General features: G+C 60.6%; 17 protein-coding genes and 1 riboswitch. Of the genes, 12 read left to right on the plus strand and 5 right to left on the minus strand.

Annotated features, from left to right (window positions below; translation table 11 throughout):
- Window positions 1-120: 120 nt before the first annotated feature.
- Together ABLV52_RS19305 and guaD are read left to right on the plus strand one after the other, a co-directional pair.
- Window positions 121-1,617: an NCS1 family nucleobase:cation symporter-1 gene (locus ABLV52_RS19305; protein WP_023289774.1), complete on the plus strand. Its 1,497-nt coding sequence runs from the start codon at window positions 121-123 to the stop codon at window positions 1,615-1,617.
- A gap of 101 nt (window positions 1,618-1,718) precedes the next feature.
- Window positions 1,719-3,029 (plus strand): guanine deaminase, encoded by a 1,311-nt coding sequence (guaD, locus tag ABLV52_RS19310; protein WP_023289775.1) that lies wholly within the window; start codon window positions 1,719-1,721, stop codon window positions 3,027-3,029.
- A gap of 54 nt (window positions 3,030-3,083) precedes the next feature.
- Here the strand turns inward: guaD and ABLV52_RS19315 are convergent, their stop codons facing one another.
- Window positions 3,084-4,025, minus strand: coding sequence for a hypothetical protein (locus ABLV52_RS19315; RefSeq protein ID WP_023289776.1), 942 nt, complete (start codon window positions 4,023-4,025; stop codon window positions 3,084-3,086).
- Between the two features lie 89 nt (window positions 4,026-4,114).
- Window positions 4,115-5,371 carry a sensor domain-containing diguanylate cyclase gene (locus ABLV52_RS19320; RefSeq protein ID WP_348890820.1) on the minus strand — a complete coding sequence of 419 codons (1,257 nt, stop codon included), beginning with the start codon at window positions 5,369-5,371 and terminating at the stop codon, window positions 4,115-4,117.
- A 396-nt stretch (window positions 5,372-5,767) separates the two neighbouring features.
- On the opposite strand from ABLV52_RS19320, the gene ABLV52_RS19325 reads away from it, so the two are divergent.
- The 3 genes from ABLV52_RS19325 (at window position 5,768) to ABLV52_RS19335 (ending at window position 9,107) form a co-directional block, all read left to right on the plus strand.
- On the plus strand, window positions 5,768-6,808 hold the full coding sequence (locus tag ABLV52_RS19325) for a LacI family DNA-binding transcriptional regulator (RefSeq protein WP_101976439.1): 1,041 nt from the start codon (window positions 5,768-5,770) through the stop codon (window positions 6,806-6,808).
- A gap of 190 nt (window positions 6,809-6,998) precedes the next feature.
- A complete protein-coding gene (locus ABLV52_RS19330) occupies window positions 6,999-7,922 on the plus strand; it encodes a TIM barrel protein (RefSeq protein WP_048297560.1) in 924 nt (307 codons plus the stop codon).
- Between the two features lie 12 nt (window positions 7,923-7,934).
- Window positions 7,935-9,107: a Gfo/Idh/MocA family oxidoreductase gene (locus tag ABLV52_RS19335; RefSeq protein WP_348890823.1), complete on the plus strand. Its 1,173-nt coding sequence runs from the start codon at window positions 7,935-7,937 to the stop codon at window positions 9,105-9,107.
- Between the two features lie 36 nt (window positions 9,108-9,143).
- Here ABLV52_RS19335 and ABLV52_RS19340 read toward each other — a convergent pair whose 3' ends face one another.
- The 3 genes from ABLV52_RS19340 to ABLV52_RS19350 form a co-directional block, all read right to left on the minus strand.
- On the minus strand, window positions 9,144-10,250 hold the full coding sequence (locus ABLV52_RS19340) for a DUF4056 domain-containing protein (RefSeq protein WP_023289781.1): 1,107 nt from the start codon (window positions 10,248-10,250) through the stop codon (window positions 9,144-9,146).
- A 65-nt stretch (window positions 10,251-10,315) separates the two neighbouring features.
- Window positions 10,316-11,260 (minus strand): hypothetical protein, encoded by a 945-nt coding sequence (locus ABLV52_RS19345; RefSeq protein WP_251907438.1) that lies wholly within the window; start codon window positions 11,258-11,260, stop codon window positions 10,316-10,318.
- Between the two features lie 18 nt (window positions 11,261-11,278).
- On the minus strand, window positions 11,279-12,400 hold the full coding sequence (locus tag ABLV52_RS19350; protein WP_348890825.1) for a BamA/TamA family outer membrane protein: 1,122 nt from the start codon (window positions 12,398-12,400) through the stop codon (window positions 11,279-11,281).
- Between the two features lie 220 nt (window positions 12,401-12,620).
- Window positions 12,621-12,722, plus strand: a riboswitch (TPP riboswitch).
- A gap of 68 nt (window positions 12,723-12,790) precedes the next feature.
- On the opposite strand from ABLV52_RS19350, the gene tenA reads away from it, so the two are divergent.
- From tenA to ABLV52_RS19385, 7 genes are all read left to right on the plus strand, one after another.
- Entirely contained in the window at window positions 12,791-13,486 is a 696-nt protein-coding gene (gene tenA, locus ABLV52_RS19355; protein WP_032452946.1) for a thiaminase II, read from the plus strand.
- Entirely contained in the window at window positions 13,483-14,211 is a 729-nt protein-coding gene (locus ABLV52_RS19360; RefSeq protein WP_048335802.1) for an ABC transporter ATP-binding protein, read from the plus strand. The genes tenA and ABLV52_RS19360 overlap by 4 nt, the downstream gene beginning before the upstream one ends.
- On the plus strand, window positions 14,208-14,948 hold the full coding sequence (locus ABLV52_RS19365; RefSeq protein ID WP_032452953.1) for an ABC transporter permease: 741 nt from the start codon (window positions 14,208-14,210) through the stop codon (window positions 14,946-14,948). The genes ABLV52_RS19360 and ABLV52_RS19365 overlap by 4 nt, the downstream gene beginning before the upstream one ends.
- Window positions 14,949-14,972: 24 nt before the next feature.
- A complete protein-coding gene (locus tag ABLV52_RS19370; protein ID WP_348890827.1) occupies window positions 14,973-15,908 on the plus strand; it encodes an ABC transporter substrate-binding protein in 936 nt (311 codons plus the stop codon).
- 306 nt (window positions 15,909-16,214) lie between these two features.
- A complete protein-coding gene (locus tag ABLV52_RS19375; RefSeq protein ID WP_072096675.1) occupies window positions 16,215-17,600 on the plus strand; it encodes a diaminobutyrate--2-oxoglutarate transaminase in 1,386 nt (461 codons plus the stop codon).
- A gap of 9 nt (window positions 17,601-17,609) precedes the next feature.
- A complete protein-coding gene (locus ABLV52_RS19380; protein WP_072413243.1) occupies window positions 17,610-19,091 on the plus strand; it encodes an aspartate aminotransferase family protein in 1,482 nt (493 codons plus the stop codon).
- A 203-nt stretch (window positions 19,092-19,294) separates the two neighbouring features.
- Window positions 19,295-20,188 (plus strand): LysR substrate-binding domain-containing protein, encoded by an 894-nt coding sequence (locus ABLV52_RS19385; protein ID WP_348890833.1) that lies wholly within the window; start codon window positions 19,295-19,297, stop codon window positions 20,186-20,188.
- The last annotated feature ends 358 nt before the right edge of the window (window positions 20,189-20,546 follow it).

The following is a 20,546-nucleotide window of genomic DNA, read 5'->3' on the forward strand; positions in this document are numbered from 1 at the left end:
GATAGCAGATCGTATACATAAAATTTATTTTTTGTATACAAGATTCATCATTCTGGCCTGGATCCTGCAATAGCCTCAGCAATCCATATCAAAGGGTTTTCATTCAGAGGAGCAGGTTTCATGCCACATTCATCCCACACGCAGCAGACGAAGACTCACGAGGCGGCCGCCGGCTACAGTCCGCGGCTATGTAATGACGATCTGGCGCCCACCCGCGACCAGAACTGGAGCTGGTACAATATCTTTTCATTCTGGATGTCGGACGTGCACAGCATGGGCGGCTACGTGGTGGCGGCAAGCTTCTTTACGCTTGGGCTGGCCAGCTGGCAGGTTCTGCTCTGCCTGCTGGTGGGCATCTGTATTGTGCAGCTGTGCGCTAACCTGGTGGCGAAGCCCAGCCAGATGGCCGGGGTGCCTTACGCGGTGATCTGTCGCCAGGCGTTCGGTGTCTTCGGCGCCAATATCCCGGCGGTGATCCGCGGGCTGATCGCCTTCGCCTGGTACGGTATTCAGACCTATCTGGCGGCAAACGCCCTGATGCTGGTCCTGCTCAAGTTCTGGCCCTCCCTTGCCTCGCTGACCGGCAGCAGTTTCCTCGGGCTGTCGACGCTCGGCTGGCTGTGCTTCGCCACCATGTGGCTGCTGCAGGCGATGGTTTTCTGGCACGGCATGAACGCCATCAAGCGTTTTATCGACATCGCCGGTCCGGCGGTCTATGTGGTAATGCTGGCCCTGGCGGGCTGGATTGTATACAAGACCGGTCTCGACGGGATCTCCTTTACCCTCGCCAGCAAATCCCTGAGCGCCGGAGAGCAGACCTGGCAGATGATCACCGCCACGGCCCTGGTCGTCTCCTACTTCTCCGGGCCGCTGCTTAACTTCGGCGACTTTTCCCGCTACGGCAAAAGCATGGGCGAGATCCGCCGCGGCAACCGCTGGGGACTGCCGTTTAACTTCCTGCTGTTCTCGGTGGTCACCGTGGTGATTGTCTCCGGCACCCAGTCGCTGTTCGGCAAAATGATCACCGACCCGATTGAAACCGTCAGCCGCGTGGGCAACGATCTGGCGGTGGCCATCGGCCTGCTGACTATGATCACCGCCACCATCGGCATCAATATCGTGGCTAACTTTGTCTCGCCGGCCTTCGATTTTTCCAACTGCGCGCCGCAGAAAATCAGCTTCCGCGCCGGCGGGATGATCGCCGCGGTGGGGTCGATACTTCTGACGCCGTGGAACCTGTTTAACTCACCGGAACTGATCCACTATACCCTCGACGTGCTGGGCGCCTTTATTGGCCCGCTGTTTGGCATCCTGATCGCCGACTTCTATTTGATCAAACGCGGCCGGGTGTCGGTGGACGACCTGTTTGACGATACGCCGAAGGGTAAATACTGGTACCGCAACGGCTTTAACCCGAAAGCCATTGCCGCCCTGCTGCCGTCGGTGGGCCTGGGGCTGATTATCAGCTTTATTCCGGCCCTGCACGAAGTGGCGAACTTCAGCTGGTTTATCGGCGTCTTCCTCGGCGCGACCACCTACCGCTGGCTGGCTCGCGACGAGCGTGAAGTGGCGGCGAAAGCCGCCTTCCGCTCCGGCGCGGTGGCGCAAAAAGAGTAACCTTCCCCTTCTGCCGCGGCGACTGGCCGCGGCAGGCTGCAACCTGGCACCAATCTTGCTGTTTATCACTATTCCCTGAGCGTTAAGAGAAGGCAGGTTCGATGATGGATTACCAGACCGCGGTGCGCGGTGCATTTTTTGATATCGCCGGCGTGGCGGAGACGCCGGATGAGGTGGCCGCCCAGGCCCGCTATCTCAATGATGGCCTGTTGTTCTTGCAGGACGGGAAAATTGTTACGCTGCTGCCATGGCAGGAGGGTGAAGCCTTTCTGCATCCGCTGAAGGGCTATGTTGACCTGCGGGGTAAGCTGCTGTTGCCGGGGTTCGTCGATGCCCATGTCCACTATCCGCAGACTGAGATGATCGGCGCCTTTGGCGAACAGCTGCTGGAGTGGCTTACCACTTACACCTTCCCGGTGGAGAGCCAGTTTGCCGACGCGGAGTATGCCCAGGAGATAGCGCAGTTTTTTGTCAATCAGCTGATTAGCCATGGCACCACCACCGCGCTGGTGTTTTGTACCCTGCATCCGGCCTCGGTGGAGGCGTTGTTCAGCGAAGCGCTGCGCCTTAATATGCGCCTGATCGCCGGAAAGGTGATGATGGATCGCCATGTGCCCGACTATCTGTGCGAAACCGCCGGGGAAAGCTACGAGCAGACCCGGGCGCTGATCCGCCGCTGGCATCAGCGCGGCAGGCTGGGGTATGCCATCACCCCGCGCTTTGCCCCCACCTCGACGCCGGCGTTGCTGGAGGCGGTGCAGCGTCTGCGGGCCGAGTTTCCCGATACCTGGCTGCAGACGCATCTCAGTGAAAACCGGGAGGAGATCGCCTGGGTTAAACAGCTGTGGCCGGAGCATGCACGCTATCTGGATGTCTATCATCATTACCAGCTCACTGGCGAACGCAGCGTATTTGCTCACGGGATCCATCTTGATGATGCCGAGTGGCAGTGCCTGCATGACACCGGGTCTGCCGTTGCCTTCTGTCCGACCTCGAATCTGTTCCTCGGCAGCGGGCTGTTCCGCCTGCCCGCCTGCTGGCAGCACCGGGTGCGGATGGGCATCGGCAGCGACGTCGGGGCCGGGACCACCTTCAGCATGCTGCGAACGCTGGGTGAGGCCTACAAGGTAGGACAACTACAGAGCTATCGCCTGCGCGCCAGCGAGGCTTTCTATCACGCCACTCTCGGCGGGGCGCGCGCCCTGCGGCTGGAAGAGAAGATTGGCAATTTTCAGCCGGGCAAAGAGGCCGACTTTGTGGTCATTGACCCGGCAGTCACTCCGCTGCAGCGTCTGCGGATGGGCCGCTGCCATGATATTTATGAGCAGCTGTTCGTACTGATGACCCTGGGCGATGAGCGCAATATCAGCGAGACGTGGGTGAACGGCGAGCGGGTGTGGTGTCAGGATTGATCCTCGCCCTGGCCCTCTTCAAAAGGGAGAAGGCGCTGGCTGGGTTAGTGGCATTCAAAAACTCATCGCCAGGCCGAGGCCATAGCCCGTGGTGTTATTGCCGAACATATAGCGCGCCACCAGCCGGGTGCGGGTGATAAAGACCGGGTATTTACTGCTGTCCAGTTCGAGACCAACCCCCAGGGAGGTCAAACCGGTAAAACCCAGCGCCCCTCGCTGGTCGCCGATAAATTCAGTATGCGCGCCCTCCAGCACGTAGCGCAACGGGTTGCCCAGCAGCGTCCAGTCAGCGATCGGCGCGCGGCGGCGCAGATACAGGCCGAGATTCTCCGCGCTGGCTTCGCCCTGCACCACCTCGGCGCTGCTGCCGAAACTTTGCAGACGCATATAGGAGTAACGCAATTCGGCATCAATATCCTGGGTGGCGGAGAAGCGTTCATAATCCAGCATCAGCGCCCCGCCCAGCCCCCAGGCGTTGAAGCGTCCGCCGTCAAGAAACTGCAGATCGGCGTTGGTTTTTCGCTCTATGACCCAGCGGCCAAGGCGTACATCGCTGGCCAGGGTGCCGAGCATCACATTGACGATCGGCCGCAGCACCAGGTTACCTCCGAGGCTGTCCCGGTGCAGCGAAAAATCCCAGCCGACGCCGCCGGTGGTGGTCAGACTGTTCCATTTGGTCGGCACATTCCGCGTCTGTTGGCCATTGCTGACGACGAATCGCGGGTCGTAACGGCTGTAGCCCATTGTGCCTTCGAGGTAAAGAGGAAACGACTCGCTCAGGGTCGCTCCGCCGCCAAACTGGGTGATGGTCAGGTTGTGTTTATCGTTGCTCCCGGAACCGATGTTGAGATCGCTGGCGGTCACGTCGGGAACCACGGTATAGCTCATCAAGGTCAATACCGCATCGGCACGTTGTTTAATCGCGTGCCCGTCCGCCGCCAGCGTCGTCGGCGCAGAAAGAGAGACTACCGACAGCAGAACGAGAAGACGCACCATACGTTGTTTGCCACCTCAAACACAGGCTAATCTTATTACCACCCGTTACAGCAGGCTGGCTCATCCTCAGTATAGACGGAGAGCCCGAATCAAGCTGCGCCACCGCTATTGCGCAACAGTTCCGCACTGTCAAAAGGCATGCGCGTTACCCGGTTGCGCCCGTCATTTTTCGCCGCATACAGCGCTTTATCGACGCGGTAAAACAGCTGATCAATCGCTTCGCCATCATGATGCTCGGCGACGCCAATGCTGACGGTGACCGACAGCGTCTGATATTCGCTGACCGCCTGGCGGATCGCCTCCGCCACCATCAGCGCGCGGGCGATCGGCGAATGGGGCAAAAAGAGCAGAAACTCCTCGCCTCCCCAGCGATATATCTTATCTTCACGGTCCACCGAGGTTTCCAGAATGCGGGAGATCACCAGCAGAACTTCATCGCCTTTTTGATGACCGTGAATATCATTAATACTCTTGAAATGATCGATATCGATTAACAACAGACAAAAACCATGGGCGATAAACGACGGCGCGTCGACGAGCCGGTAAAATTCGCGGCGATTTAACAGTCCGGTTAAGGGATCGTGGGCGGCGGAAAATTCCAGCTCTTTTTTCAGATGCACTTCTTCAGTGATATCGTGAATGATGCATAACATCAGCCGGATATTATACAGCACCACCGGCCCGGCATAGGTTTGAACATGGCGCAGCGAGCCGTCAGCCAGAATATGAGTAAAATTAAGCGGCTTATGCCCGCCGGGCATATTGGCAATGTTATTCATAATGGGGATCACATCCCGGCCCAGGGTATTAATTTGCCAGGTATGTTTAGTGCGCATTTCCTCATCGGAATAATGATAAAAGCGCAGCGCGGCAATATTGGCATCGACAATCCGGCCCTCTTTCTGAGGATCGATCAACAGCATCGGCGCGGTATTGGTCATAAAAAAGCGGGCAAAAAAGCCATTGTTCCGCCGCTGGTAGCGGCGGGAGCCGGTATGAATCGACTGATTTTGCGCGAGCAGCTTCACCGCTTCGAATAACAGTAAGGTGCCGCTGTCCTCGGTCTCCACCAGGGTGGTTTTACAATATACCGACTGCAACCCTTTGGCGGTCAGCAGCGTCCAGACTTCAAATATCTCAGTCATGGCGTCGAGATAGCGCAAATAATGCTGCAGCTGCGTTTCCGGGCAGGTGGAATAGATACCGTTGCGCATCTCATTCAGCGACATATCGCCGCTCAGCGTCCGGGAAGCCTGATTGGCATAGACCACACACTCTGTAAAAGGATGGACTACCCAGATCGGGGTGCTTAATACATCAAAAACAGCCAGTTCTTTTAATAACATACAGGCCCCAAACCGACCCACTCCCGGCGCGGAACGGCACATCATTCAGTGCAGCTCTGACGCTGGCATAAAGTGATAGCAAAAATAATCGAGTAACCGTCATTACGCGCGTGCGCGGCAAGTATAGTCGGTTCCTGGCCCAGCGACGCCTACCCGGAGCGACTTTGCGCACGGTTTAACCGACAGAGGAGACACTGCCTTTATTATTAATTTTATTTCAATAGCATAGCAGCAATGCCAGAACGGGTAGTCGCTTTTGATCACAGACTGTGTATACCCGTCACACTTTACGCTGCAGGGGGGCAGGCTTGTGCCGTGGCACGCAGATGGCCGTTGTTCTGCTCAGCGTTATCATGATAGTTTCTATCATAACGCTCATTTTCAATGGTCATCACAGTGAAAAAATCCGCCAGCAAAATCACGCTTACCGACATTGCGCGCGAAGCCAACGTCGGCGTGGCCACCGTCGACCGGGTACTCAACAAGCGCGCGGCGGTGAAAGAATCTACCGCGTACCGCGTGCTGGAGGCCGCCCGGCGGCTGGGGTTTACGCTCGAACAGCCGCACTATCGCCTGGCCGCCGGCAAAGCGCCGGTTACCGTCAGGATGGGCTTTATTCTGCTGCAGGAGACCCACTCCTTCTACCTGCCGCTGGCGAGGGCGCTCGCAAGAGAGGCCGCGCCGTGGCTGCCGGCGGGCGAGACGCCGGCGATCCTGCATTTTGCCATTGATGCGGTGGAAGCGATGGCCCAGGCCATTCACCGGCTCAGCGATGAGGTGGAGGTGCTCGGCCTGGTGGCGCTGGATCACCCGCTGATTCGCCATGCGGTGGGCCGGGCCGCCGCCCGCGGCGTTCGCGTATTCACCCTGCTTTCGGATCTGTCGGTTCCCCAGCGCAGCGGCTATATCGGCCTCGATAACCAAAAAGCCGGGCGCACCGCCGCCTGGTTTATCGACCGCTTATGCCGTGGCGAAGGCGAAATAGCCATTATCATTGGCGATAATCGTTTTACCTGTCAGGAAAGCTGTGAGATCAGCTTCCGCTCCTGTCTGCGCGAGCAGGGTAAAGGGCAGCAGATCCTTGAGCCGGTTCGCAGCCATGAACGGGCGGATGTCGCCAGAAGCGTAACGGAACAGCTGCTCAGCCAGTACCCGGCCCTGCAGGCGATCTATGCTCCCTGCGGCGGCATTGAAGGGATTGTCGGGGCGCTGCGCGACAGCGGCCGCCAGCAGGCCGTCACCCTGGTCTGCCATGGCCCGCTAAGCGACAGTGAACTGGCGCTGATCGATGGCACCATCGATGTCATTCTCAACCACCGGCTGGATGACTTTGCCGCCGCCACCCTGCGCGCCATGACGGAAGCCGTTTCGCGGCCGCCCAGCGAAGTGATTTCGCACCCTCAGCCTTTCGATATCATTACCAAAGAAAATATGTAAACGCCCGCCCCGTCGCCGACGGGGCGGCCTCACGCCTGGACCACGCCTGGACTCATTTTGATAAATAACTATCAAATACAACCTCAATACAAATCATGACGGCCATCATAAAATTATCATTCCAACATTGTTGGCTATGAAATTTTCATTCAATACTCAGCGGCATCCCCTGTGATAAAAGGAAGCCGACATGACCTATCCTATCGCCAACGCCCCCTGTAGCTGGGGCGTGGATGACCCGAAAAACCCTGACCTTCCCGCCTGGGCTACCGTGCTGAAGGAGGCGGCGCAGGCCGGCTATCGCAGCATCGAGCTCGGCCCGTGGGGCTACCTGCCCACCGACCCGACCAGCCTGCGCGCGGCGCTGGAGCAGCATCAGCTGTCGCTGGTCGCCGGGACGATCTTTGACGATCTGGTGAGCGAAGACCATTATCCCACTCTGGAGGCGCTGACCCATCAAATCTGCCGCAATCTGTCGCAGGCTCCGGCCGCCGACCCCATCCCGGGACACCCTTTCCAGCCGCCCTATCTGGTGATTATCGACTTCGGCAACCCCGAGCGGGCGCGCTTTGCCGGACGCAGCGCGCTGGCTCCGCGCCTCAATGACGCAGACTGGCAACGGATGATGGCGCACATTACCGCCCTCAGCACCCTCGCCTGGCGGGAGTACGGCGTGCGGGCGGTTATCCATCCCCACGCCGGGGGCTGCATCGAATTTGCCGATGAAATCGAGCGGCTGGCCAACGCTATCCCGCACGACGTGGCAGGGTTGTGTCTGGATACCGGGCATCTCTACTACGCCGGAATGGATCCGCTCACCTGGCTGGATCGCTATTACGCGCGGCTCGACTACCTGCACTTCAAGGATGTGGATCCGCAGGTTTACCAGCGCGCCGTCGCCGAAGGCATCGACTTTTTCACCGCCTGCGCCGAAGGGGTGATGTGCCCGCTCGGCAGCGGCGCCATTGACTACCCGGCCATTAACGATTTTCTTGCCCGCCGCGGCTATCAGGGCTGGATAACCATTGAACAAGAGCGTGATCCGCGCCATGCCGCAGGCAGCCTGCAGGCGGTCACGGAGAGCCTGCGCTATCTGCGCGGCGTTGGATTCTGACAGGAGAACCCCATGATTAACGGTTTAAGACCGCTCGACCGCACCCTGCGCTGGGGCATGGTCGGCGGCGGCGGCAGCAGCCAAATCGGCTATATTCACCGCTCTGCCGCCCTGCGCGATAACACCTTTGCGCTGCTGGCCGGCGCCTTTGATATTGATGCCGATCGCGGGCGCCAGTTCGGTCAACAGCTGGGGGTCGATCCCGCACGCTGTTACGCCGATTACCAGAGTCTGTTTCGCGGCGAGGCTGCCCGCCCGGACGGTATTCAGGCCGTGTCGATTGCCACGCCGAATAACACTCACTATGCCATCTGTCGGGCGGCGCTGGAGGCCGGGCTGCACGTGGTGTGCGAAAAGCCGCTGTGCTTCAGCAGCGAAGAGGCGGACGAACTGGTGGCCCTCAGCCAGCGGCAGCGTAAGATCATCGGCGTGACCTACGGCTATGCCGGCCATCAGATGATCCTGCAGGCCCGGCAGATGATCGCCGACGGACTGCTGGGCGACATTCGTATCGTCAATATGCAGTTTGCTCATGGCTTCCACGCCCAGCCGGTGGAGCAGGAAAACGCCAGTGCCCGCTGGCGGGTCGATCCCCGCTTCGTCGGCCCCAGCTATGTGCTGGGGGATCTTGCCACTCACCCGCTGTTTCTGGTCGAAACCATGGCCCCGCAGTTGAAGATCGCCCGGCTGATGTGCGCCAGACAAAGCTTCGTCAAAAGCCGCGCCCCGCTGGAAGATAACGCGCATGTGCTGATGGAGTATGACAACGGCGCCGTCGGCTCGCTGTGGAGCTCCGCCGTTAACTGCGGCTCCATGCACGGGCAAAAGGTGCGCATCGTGGGGGAAAAAGCCAGTCTTGAATGGTGGGATGAACAGCCCAACCAGCTGCGCTACGAGGTGCAGGGCGAACCGGCGCGCGTTCTGGAGCGCGGCATGGGCTATCTTGATCCGCTGGCGCGCCAGGACGATCGCATCGGCGGTGGCCACCCGGAGGGGCTGTTCGACGCCTGGTCGAATCTCTATCGCCGCTTCGCCATCGCCATGGACGCCGCTGACCGGCGTGACGAGGCGCTGTTGGCGGACTTCTGGTATCCGGACGCCCGCGCCGGGGCGTTCGGCGTCCGCTGGGTGGAAAACTGCGTACGCTCTGCCGACAACGGCGCCTGTTGGGTCAACTTCCGCTAATTCGCCGGCTCAGGGCCTCGCCCTGAGCCTTTCTCGCTACTTCTCAATGCGCGCCAGCTGGGTTTTATCGGCCTCGCGGGCGCGATCGGCCAGCCCCTGAAACGCGGCAGCGCCATAGTATTGCTCAGGAACCGGCAGCGCCTGCATATCGTGCCCCGGATAGATCTGCAGCTCGCCGAGGTCGCGCAAGCGGAATCCCCCCACCTGCGCCGGCATGGTCAGGCGATATGGCGGCATGGTTTCGAAAGGGACCGGCGTCGGCAGCCGGTTTTCCTGTAGATCGTAATTACGCTTCAGCACCAGAAACTTATCCGGCACCCGGCGGCGACTGTTCCACCAGTCGCCATCGATCCGCTGGAACATCGCTTCCGTCTCCCCTCGCGTGGCCACCATCAGCCGGGTCAGCGCCTTTTTCAGCGCCGCCTCCATGGCCCGGTTATACGCTTCCACCGACCCGCCGTGGCCGCTAAGGATGACGTTAATCGCCAGCCTGGCACCCAGTAAGTTGGAGTAGAGATCCTCCGGCGAAAACGCGGAGATCTCTTCTGAAAACCCGGGCACTGACTGGAAGCCATACCACTGGGCGATCTCATGCCACTGGGCGATTTCGAAGGCCAGATGCCCGGCGAGCCAGGCCGCCAGCTGATAGCGCTGCCTGACCCCCGCCGGCGGCGTAAAGGCATTGAGCTGAACGCGGCGCACGCCAAGTTCTTCGCTGTAGAATATGCGCCCCGCCTGGCCCAGCGTCGGCGAAATGCGATTGAACAGATAAAAGGTGTAATCCGCCGTGTCGCGCACATGGGCAATATCGATAAACCCGCCGCGACGGGTATAGATAAGCCCGTTCTGCTCCTCGCTCAGCCCCAGCAGATTTTTCACCGCGCCGAGCGCGCTGTCGTTGTAATGGTGCTTGCCCAGGGTATCCAGGGTCAGCACGTTACCAATCTGATACACCGGGATCGGAATGCCCACCGCCCGCACGTGCAGGTCGTAGCCAAAGGCGCAGCATGGCCGCAGCGATTCCGGCGGCGACAGCTCGCCCAGGGTGGGCGCAGGATGGATCGCCGTCACGGCGGGCAACACCGGGTCCTGCGCCAGCGCCGGCAGCGCCAGCGCGAATAACAGCCATAAGGCTTTACGCATCAACAGCCTCTCCACAGCAACAAAAGAGCGCGCATCTTACCGGCAGACGGCGCCTGCAGTTTTAGTTAAAAACGGTATTCACCGGAGACAAAGAAGCTGTTGCGGTCGTTAAAACCGAATTCAGTCAGCACGTTAAAGTTTTTGGTGACCTCATACTGGGCGCCAATCAGCATATTCCACGGCGAGGTCAGCTTCTGCTTAACGTCGAATTTGCCCTCGCCGTCTTTATTGACCGCGGCAATAAGGGGCTGCAGCTCTGGCGGCATGTGCAGGTCGGCGAGATCACCCTTAAACTCCTGCTGCACGTCCTGATACATGCTCCCGACCCACAGGCTGAGATGGGACGGCCCGTCGATCCCCTGAAAACTGAACCGATAGCCGACGCGCGGCGAGACGGTGACCGCCGAAATGCTGCCGTCGAGGATATCGAAGTCGGTGCGGGTGTAGTTAGTATCCACTAACCCAAACCAGTTGCCGTAGCCGCCGGCGAGCGTAAAGCCGGCCCCCCAGGTGGTGCCTTTAAAATCAAGGGTAAAATCAATATCCTGCAACTTCCCGCTCTGATAAAGCTGGTGAACCGCGCCGGCGATGGCCCGATCCAGGCCGCGAAACTGCGATGGGTCTGAATCCACTGAAACCTGGGAGACGGACGACCCGCGGGTATGCCCCACCAGTCCGTATACGTTAAGGAACGGAAAGACCCACATATCCAGGCGCAGGTTTTCGGTTTTGCTTTTCTCGCGGGTGTGTCCGGCATCGATGGCGAACATATCGCTGGGAATGGGATGATTGCCGAGCTTAAGCCCGGAAAAGGTAATACTGTCGACCATGATATCCTGGCGGATATTCATATAGCTCAGGTTGACGCCGTAGGGTAACGGAATGGAATATCCTCTGGCGCGAGCCTCATCGCCCCAGATCGGAAAATAGCTGTCGCTGTCGTCCGGCTCCGCAGCCGACGTGCCCCAGGCCGCTAATAGTAGCGTTAACACCGCGCCGGATGTTCTCATTTTTGTTCTCATGTGTAGTTATAAACCCGAACCGACATTGAAATAGACCGCCTGCTCATGCTCGCTGAACGCCACGTCAATCCCGGTACGCAAACCGTACTGTCGCGCGATCAGGTAACGAAAACCGGCCCCCCATGCCACCTCTGACTGTTCCCATAGCGTTTCCGCCGCGTCAGCGGCGCTCCCGGCGCCAACGAATCCCTGCAGGATCCAGCGCGGAGTGACCGCCCAGGCCAGCTGGGTTTGCGCCGTGGCCACGTAGTCGCCCTGATAGCGGTAGCGCGAAATCCCACGCAGCGCGATGTAAGGACGCGCCATCGGCATCAGGTGCTTATCATGGTGGGTTAAGGACTGATAATTGCCCGCGACCGCCAGGGTCAGCGTCTGGCTGAGCGGAATAAACACCTTCCCGTCCAGCGAAAACGTGTTGTAGTGATAATCGCCCCCGAGCAGCGAACGGAAAAACCGATATTCGCCCTTCAGCGCTAACCCACTCTGAGGATAGAAAATATTATCGGTAGTGTCATATTCCGCCACCACCCCCAGCGCCGAAGAGGTGCTGTTTTGCCCGAGCACCTGCTGCCAGACCCGGTTGACCCGCGGATTATCGAAAGCGACATCCGCCCGGGCATACACCTGGGAGCCCCCGAGAAACACCGGCGTATCGCCCACGCGAAACAGCAGCTTTTGCAGCGCGGCGACCCCTTTGGTCTGCGTCTGCACCGGTTTAGCATGGCTGAAGCCGCCGATGTCGCCGGAATAGATATCCAGATTGACGTTAGCGTAGCCGGCTCCCGCCAGGTAACGAATGTGATCATGCCGCCAGGTGTGACGATGGCCGCCGCCAATAAACCAGGTGCCATTCTGTGTGGCGGCCCCGCCGAAAGCGGTGAGCGGCGGAGGAATAAACTGCCCGCCCTCCCGGCTGCCTTTACCGTGTAAAAACAGGCCAAACAGTCCGCCGCCATAGCCGATCGCCGGCTCGGTTATCGCCAGCGGCACCGGCAGAAAACCGTAACGGTTTTCCGCCAGATACTGACTCATGTCGAGCATGCTATCTTCCGCATCGAAGAGATCGGCGGCATCGCCAGGCGGGCACAACAGGAACAGAAGCGCCAGCGCGGACAGCGGGAATTTCATGCTCACTCCAGGGCGTTGGGGCGCGCACGACACGCGTGGCGAACAGGATTATTACAACGGAATAATGAAAATATAACGTAACCGGAGAACCCTCACCAACGCGCAGCGGCCTGTTTTTCGGGTATTTTTGTACAAAAAAGAGCTGGCCGTCACAGAAAAACACCTTCGCGCCGCCGGACGGCGCGATGATTGTATTCATAAGGTGAATGTCGTATAACATAGCGCTACCGAGGGGTGTCCCGTGAGGGCTGAGATGGCGCAAGCCGAACCCTTTGAACCTGATCTGGGTCATGCCAGCGAAGGGACGGGTCGGCAATTTTGCCAGCATTACCGCCATTGCCTGTTCACACCCCTGCACGCCCGGATCTCCCCTGCATAAATGGAGGTCCTGTGATTGTTCCCGCGTTTAGCCAAGGTCTTTATGGCCGTTTACGCCAGCTGGCCGCCGCTGACTGGCAGCACTATGTGGCGCACCCTTTCGTCCAGCAGCTTGCCGAAGGCACCCTGGCGAAAAGCGCGTTCCGTCGCTATCTGACCCAGGATTATCTGTTTCTGATCCATTTCGCCCGCAGCTACGCGCTGCTGGTGAGTAAACTGCGCACACTGCCGGAGATGCGCGCCGCGGCCGCCTCCATGAACGCCATCCTTAACGAAGTGCCGCTGCACGTCGGCTACTGCGCCCAGTGGGGCATTAGCGAACCGGAGATGGCCGCCCAGCCCGAAGCGCCAGAAACCATCAATTATACCCGCTACGTGCTGGATATCGGTCATTCAGGCGACGCGCTGGATCTGCTGGTCGCCCTGATGCCCTGCGTGGCGGGTTACGCCGAAATCGGTCTGGGCCTGCTGCATCACCCAGCCACCCGACTGGAGGATAATCCTTACGCCTCGTGGATCCGTAACTATGGCGATGAAGGCTATCTGCAGGGCGTCAGCGCCGCGCTGGCGCTGCTGGAGACCGTGTGGCAACAGCGCGGAAGCGAGGCCCGCCTCGCCGGGCTGAGCGACATCTTCACCACCGCCACCCGCCTGGAGGCGCAGTTCTGGCAGATGGGGCTTAACGCCGCGGCGGAGTCCCGGGCGTGACGGCGCCAGGTATCGAGGTCCGCAAGCTGAGCCTCCATTTCGGCGACCGCCGCCTGTTCGATAACCTGTCGCTGACGGTCCCCGGCGGCCAGTGGGTGTCGCTGCTCGGCGCCAGCGGGGCCGGTAAAACCAGCCTGCTGCGGGTCATGGCCGGCCTGGCCCCCGCCACCCGCGGGGAAGTGGTCGCCAGCGACGGAAAGCCGATACCCGGCCGCCTGGCGTGGATGGGGCAGAAAGACCTGCTTTACCCCTGGCTGAGCGTTCGGGAGAACGTCGCCCTCGGCGCGCGGCTGCGCGGTGAGAAAGTGGATCACGCCCGGGTCGCCACCCTGCTTGAACAGGTGGGGCTCGCCTCCAGCGCCGACGCCCGGCCGGCGACGCTCTCCGGCGGGATGCGTCAGCGCGCCGCGCTGGCCCGCACCCTGTATGAGGACCGGCCCATCGTGCTGATGGATGAGCCCTTCTCGGCGCTGGACACCCTCACCCGCACGCGCATTCAGACCCTCGCAGCCACTCTGCTGGCGGGGCGCACGGTGGTGCTGATCACCCACGATCCGCTGGAAGCCTGCCGGCTGAGCCACCGTCTGCTGGTCCTCTCGGCCGCCGACGGGGAGATCGACGACAGCCATCACCTCACCGGCGCGCCTCCGCGCGCGCCGGATGCGCCCGAGCTGTTGAACGCCCAGGCGGCGCTGCTGCAGCAGTTGATGAGGGCCCACTCATGACTGGACGTCTCTGGCGCGGCGGCATGGTGTTCTGCGGACTGATGCTTCTCTGGGGGCTGGCCAGCCGCAGCGGCATTCCGCACTTTCTTTTACCCTCCCCGGCGGCGGTCGCCGAGGCGCTGTGGGTCAATCGCGCCTATCTCGGCTGGCACACGCTGATTACCCTCAGCGAGATCCTCAGCGGCCTGGCGCTGGGGGTGGCGCTCGGCGTCACGCTGGCGCTGGGCATGATCCTCTCCCCGCGCCTGCAGCGCTGGCTGATGCCGCTGGTGCTCACCAGTCAGGCGATCCCGGTCTTTGCCCTCGCCCCGCTGCTGGTGCTGTGGCTGGGGTTTGGCATGAGCGCCAAAGTGGCGATGGCGGTGCTGGTGATTTTCTTTCCCGTCACGTCCGCCTTCTTTGACGGCTTGCGACGGGTCAACCACGAGTATCTCGATCTGGCGCGCAGTATGAACGCGTCCTTCGGCGCTCAGCTGCGGCATGTCCGCCTGATGGCCGCCCTGCCGGCGCTGGGCTCGGGCCTGCGCATGGCGGCGGCGGTGGCCCCCATCGGCGCCATTATCGGCGAATGGGTCGGCTCCGCCGAGGGGCTGGGCTACGTCATGCTTAATGCCAACGCGCGGCTGCAAACCGATATCTGCTTCGCCGCGCTGTTTATTTTAGTGCTGCTAACCCTCTTCCTGTGGCTGGCGGTAGACACCCTGCTGCACCGGCTGATCGACTGGTCGCCGGAATAATCATGAAGTAATAAAGGAAAACAGATGAAAACGTCGCTTTTCGCCGGAGCAACCCTGACGGCGCTGCTCAGCGGTCACGCGCTGGCCAATGAACCGCTCACCCTGGTGCTGGACTGGTATATTAACCCCGACCATGCGCCGATTATGGTGGCCGAGCAGATCGGCGCCTTTAAGGCCCAGGGTCTGGACGTCAAGATTGTCCCCCCGTCGGATCCAGCGCTGCCGCCCCGCATGGTGGCCGCCCGACAGGCGGACCTGGCCATCACCTACCAGCCGCAGGTGCACTTCTTCGCTGACGAAGGGTTACCGCTGGTGCGCGTGGGCACCCTGATCGGCTCGCCGCTGAACACGGTGATCGCCCTGGATAAGCAGATCAAAACCCCGGCGGATCTGCAAGGCAAGAAGGTGGGTTACTCGGTCAGCGGCATTGAGCAGGCCACCCTGTCGACCATGGCGCAGCATGCGGGGATCGATCCGGCCAGTATCAAGCTGGTCAACGTCAATTTTCAGCTGACCAGCGCTCTGCTGGCGGGCCAGGTGGACGCGGTCATCGGCGGTTATCGTAATATAGAAGCGCAGGAGCTGAAGCTGCAGGGCAAAGCCCCGGTGGTGATGAACGTTGAGGATTATGGCGTACCGGCCTATGACGAGCTGGTGATTGTCGCCCACCGCGACGCGATTCATGAGGCGAAAATCCGTAAATTCCTCACCGCCCTGCAGGCCGGGGTCAGCTACCTGCGCGCGCATCCGCAGGAGAGCTGGGAGGCGTTCGCCGCCGCGCATCCGGAGCTGAAGACCAAGCTTAACCATCAGGCGTGGCTGCAAACCGTGCCGCTGTTCGCCGCCGATCCGGCGGCGCTGGATAAAGCGCGCTACGACACTTACGAACAGTTTTTATATAACAATAAGTTGGTGAAAAAAGTTACACCTTTAACAAATTATGCGGTTGAGCTGCATTGACTCTTGCTATCGCTGACGGAAGGCTTTCCGTCAGCGCTTTAACGCAGCGGCAATAAAAATATAGAGACTTTCTCACTAATAATTACACTTTAAAGGGTTATCGTTACCCTGGGTTGTTTTATTATAATTCAGCAGGTTACGTTAATTTTTACCCCGGTAAGAATAACGTCAAAATAACGCAATCAATAAAACGTTGAATGCGGATTTAAAAAGCCATATATTGTGCGCGCTTTATGAATGCCAATTCAATTCCTTACACCAATTATTCAACCAGCGTTCAACCGCAATGCTGGTTGTGGGAGTGATATGATGACGGATAAAGTCCGTATTGATACTTTACGTGCCGATTTATTAGACGCAAACAACGAAACCTTTTTGGCCCGTCAGGCCGAATTCGAATCGAATGTCAGGAGTTACCCGCGTAAGTTACCGCTGGCTATCACTAAAGCTGAAGGCGTGTGGCTGACGGATGCGGATAACAAACAGTACCTGGACTGCCTCGCCGGCGCCGGTACTCTCGCTCTGGGCCACAACCACCCTGATGTATTGCAGAGCATCCAAAGTGTCATTACCAGCGGCTTGCCGTTACATACTCTCGATCTGACTACTCCGTTAAAAGATCGTTTCTCCGAATACCTGCTCTCTTGCCTGCCGGGCGAAGGGAAAGAGTATTGCCTGCAGTTCACCGGTCCTTCCGGCGCTGACGCCGTGGAAGCGGCGCTGAAGCTGGCGAAAAAATACACCGGCCGTACGTCGGTGATCAGCTTCTCCGGCGGCTATCACGGGATGACCCACGGCGCGCTGTCGGTCACCGGCAACCTGTCGCCGAAAGCGGCGGTCAACGGCATGATGCCGGAAGTGCAGTTTATGCCTTACCCGCACCTGTACCGCTGCCCGCTGGGCATCGGCGGCGAAGCCGGCGTCAAAGCACTGACCTACTACTTCGAAAACCTGATCAACGACGTGGAGAGCGGCGTCCGTAAACCGGCGGCCGTGATCCTCGAAGCCGTTCAGGGCGAAGGCGGCGTGAACCCGGCGCCGGTCGAGTGGCTGCAGCGCATTCGCAAAGTGACCGAAGAGCACGGCATTCTGCTGATCGTCGATGAAGTGCAGGCCGGCTTTGCCCGTACCGGTAAATTCTTCGCCTTCGAACACGCCGGTATTCAGCCGGACATCATCGTGATGTCGAAAGCGGTTGGCGGCGGTCTGCCGCTGGCGGTGCTGGGCATTAAAAAGCAGTTCGACGCCTGGGAACCGGGTCACCACACCGGCACCTTCCGCGGCAACCAGCTGGCGATGGCTACCGGCCTGACCACCCTGCGTCACCTGCGCGACAACAACATTGCCGACAAAGTCGCCGCCCAGGGCGAGTGGCTGAAAGGCAAACTGGCGGAGCTGCAGAAGCGCTACCCGGTCATTGGCCACGTTCGCGGTCTCGGTCTGATGATCGGTATCGAAATCGTCAAGCCGAACGACGCGCAGGATCACATGGGCTGCTACCCGGCTGACGGCGAACTCTCTGCCCTGCTGCAGAAGAAATGCTTCGAAGCGGGCCTGATTCTGGAGCGCGGTGGCCGTCACGGCTGCGTGCTGCGCCTGCTGCCGTCCCTGCTGATCAGCGACGCGGAACTGAATGTGTTCCTCGACAAATTTGAACAGGCCCTGCTGGCCGCCGGTGTGAAACCGGTCTGAGTGGAGTCAGTGACCACCATGTCCACATTGAATCCGATTCTTGCTGGTTCGGCGCAGAGCGTTGAGGCCTATCAGCAGGTTATCGAGCAGACCAGTCAGGCCGTTGTGCAGTGGCTGAAGCAACCTGAGATGTATCAGGGGAAAAGCGTTGACGAACTGCGTGAGCGTATCTCCCTTGAATTTAACGAACAGGGGTTGGGTAACCAGGCGGCGATTGATCGTGCGATCGAGTACTTCCTGAAAGACAGCCTGTCGGTGCATCACCCACAGTGCGTGGCGCACCTGCACTGCCCGAGCCTGGTGATTAGCCAGGCGGCGGAAGTGCTGATCAACGCCACCAACCAGAGCATGGACTCCTGGGATCAGAGCCCGTCGGCGACCATCATTGAGATGAAGCTGATCGAGTGGCTGCGCGCCCGGGTCGGCTATCCGGCAGGCGACGCCGGCGTCTTCACCAGCGGCGGCACCCAGAGCAACCTGATGGGCCTGATGTTGGCGCGCGACGCCTTCTTCGCCCGTCAGGGACACTCCATCCAGCAGGATGGGCTGCCGGGGGATATCCGCCAGTACAAAGTGCTGTGCTCGGAAAACGCCCACTTCTCGGTGCAGAAGAACATGGCGCTGATGGGTCTCGGCTACCGCTCGGTTACGCTGGTGAAAACCGACGAATTCGCGCGGATGGACGTGGCCGACCTGAAGGCGAAGATTGCGCAGGCGCAGGCTAACGGCGAACAGATCATGGCGATCGTCGCCACCGCCGGGACCACCGACGCGGGGGCTATCGACCCGCTGCGCGACATCGCTGGTATCGCCGCGGAGCATCAGATCTGGCTGCACGTTGACGCGGCCTGGGGCGGCGCGCTGCTGCTGTCTGAGCAGTATCGCGACTATCTTGACGGTCTGGAGCTGGTGGATTCCGTTACCCTGGACTTCCACAAGCAGTTCTTCCAGACCATCAGCTGCGGTGCCTTCCTGCTGAAGGATGCCCGCCATTACGAGCTGATGCGTTATCAGGCGGCCTATCTGAACTCCGAGTTCGATGAAGAACACGGCGTGCCGAACCTGGTTTCTAAATCGCTGCAGACCACCCGCCGCTTCGATGCCCTGAAGCTGTGGATGGGCCTCGAAGCGCTGGGGCAGAAACAGTATGCGGCGATCATCGATCACGGCGTCACCATGGCGAAAAACGTCGCGGAGTACGTGAAGTCGCAGCCGACGCTGGAGCTGGTGATGCAGCCGCAGCTGGCGAGCGTGCTGTTCCGTTCCCGTCCGGCGCAGATGGCGCAGAGCGACGCGGCGGCTATCGCCCTGCTCAACCAGCGCGTCGGCGACGCCCTGCTGGCTTCCGGCCGCGCCAACGTTGGCGTGACCGAGCACAACGGCGTTACCTGCCTGAAGCTGACCCTGCTGAACCCGGTGGTGACGCTGGATGATGTGAAGGTCCTGCTGAGCCTGGTGGAGCGCACCGCTCAGGAGCTGCTGGCGCAATAATCTGCCTGAGCGAGGCGGCGCCTGTCGCCCCGCTCAGCGGCCAGCCCTGCCTGCACTAAGCCGATAAGTTCCCTTATCGGCTTTTTTTATGCCTGCCTGCGCGACTTCTACGCTTCTCGCCGCAGGGTCCGTTGACGCCTGCCCGCCGCGATGCCACAGTAAGGTCCCGATAATGGCAATCGCCAGAATCCAACGTCCCGGTAATAAGGATGATAATGGAGAAACGCTTACCCGGCCTCGATCTCGACGCCCTGCGCAGCTTTGTGACCGGCATGGAGTGCGGCAGCTTCGCCCTGGCGGCGCAGCGTCTGGCGCGCTCCACCTCCGCCGTCAGCGCCCAGCTCAAAAAGCTGGAGAGTCAGTGCGGCGCCGCGCTGGTGGTTAAACAGGGGCGTCACCTGGCGCTGACCGCGGAGGGCGAAAAGCTAATGAGCTACGCCAGACGGCTGCTGGCGCTCAATGATGAAACCCTGCGCGCGCTGCAGGGCGAACGGCTCACTGGCGAAATTCACCTTGGCATGCAGGAAGATTTTGGCGAATCGCTGATGCCGGGGATCCTTGGGCAGTTTACCCGCCACCATCCGCAGGTGCGGATCGTCGCCAGGGTGGATCGCAATGGCCCGCTGCGCCAGGCGCTGGCGGAGCAGACGCTGGATCTGGCGCTGCTGTGGCAAACCGAAGATCAGGGCCCCGGGCTGGGCCGCAGCCCGCTGGCGTGGATTGCGCATCCTGACTTTGACGTTCGCGCGCGGCTGGCGTCCGGCGAGCCGCTGCCGCTGGTGATGTTCGACAGCCCGTGCCTGATGCGTTCCCGCGCTATTGCCTGTCTCGATGCCGCAGGGATCCCCTGGCAGGTGGTGTTCGTCAGCCACAGCCTGAGCGGCATCTGGGCGGCGGTGCAGGCCGGCCTGGGGCTGACGGTACGCACCCGCATCGGCATGCCAGGCAATCTGCGCCCCGCCGGCGGATCACTGCCATCCCCCGGCAACCTGGCCGTCAGTCTGCAACAAACCCCGCGTCAGGAACCCCATTCCGCCGCGGTCACGCTGCTCGGCGAACTGATGTCCGAGGCCCTGCAGGAGTGGGTTGTTCGGTGACAGTGTCACGCCAATTTCCCTCACCCTCTCCCGGAGGGAAAGGGAACCGTTCGGCAGCGTCTGTTACCCCGGCAAACATTTTGTCTCCACCCGCTACGTAACCCGCCTTACCGGGCAAGCGCAGCGCCGCCCGGCAATGGGCATCCAGCACCCTTCCCGTTTCAACGCCCGGTGGCGGCTGCGCCTTACCGGGCCTACATTCTCCCTGCGCACTCCCGTAGGCCGGGCAAGCGTAGCGCCGCCCGGCAATGAGCATTCTGCGCCGCTCCCGCTTCGATGCCCGGTGGCGGCTGCGCCTTACCTGGCCTACATTCTCCCTGCGCGCTCCTGTAGGCCGGGCAAGCGTAGCGCCGCCCGG

This window comes from Klebsiella sp. GB_Kp056, from assembly GCF_040064755.1.
GTDB lineage: Bacteria > Pseudomonadota > Gammaproteobacteria > Enterobacterales > Enterobacteriaceae > Klebsiella > Klebsiella quasipneumoniae.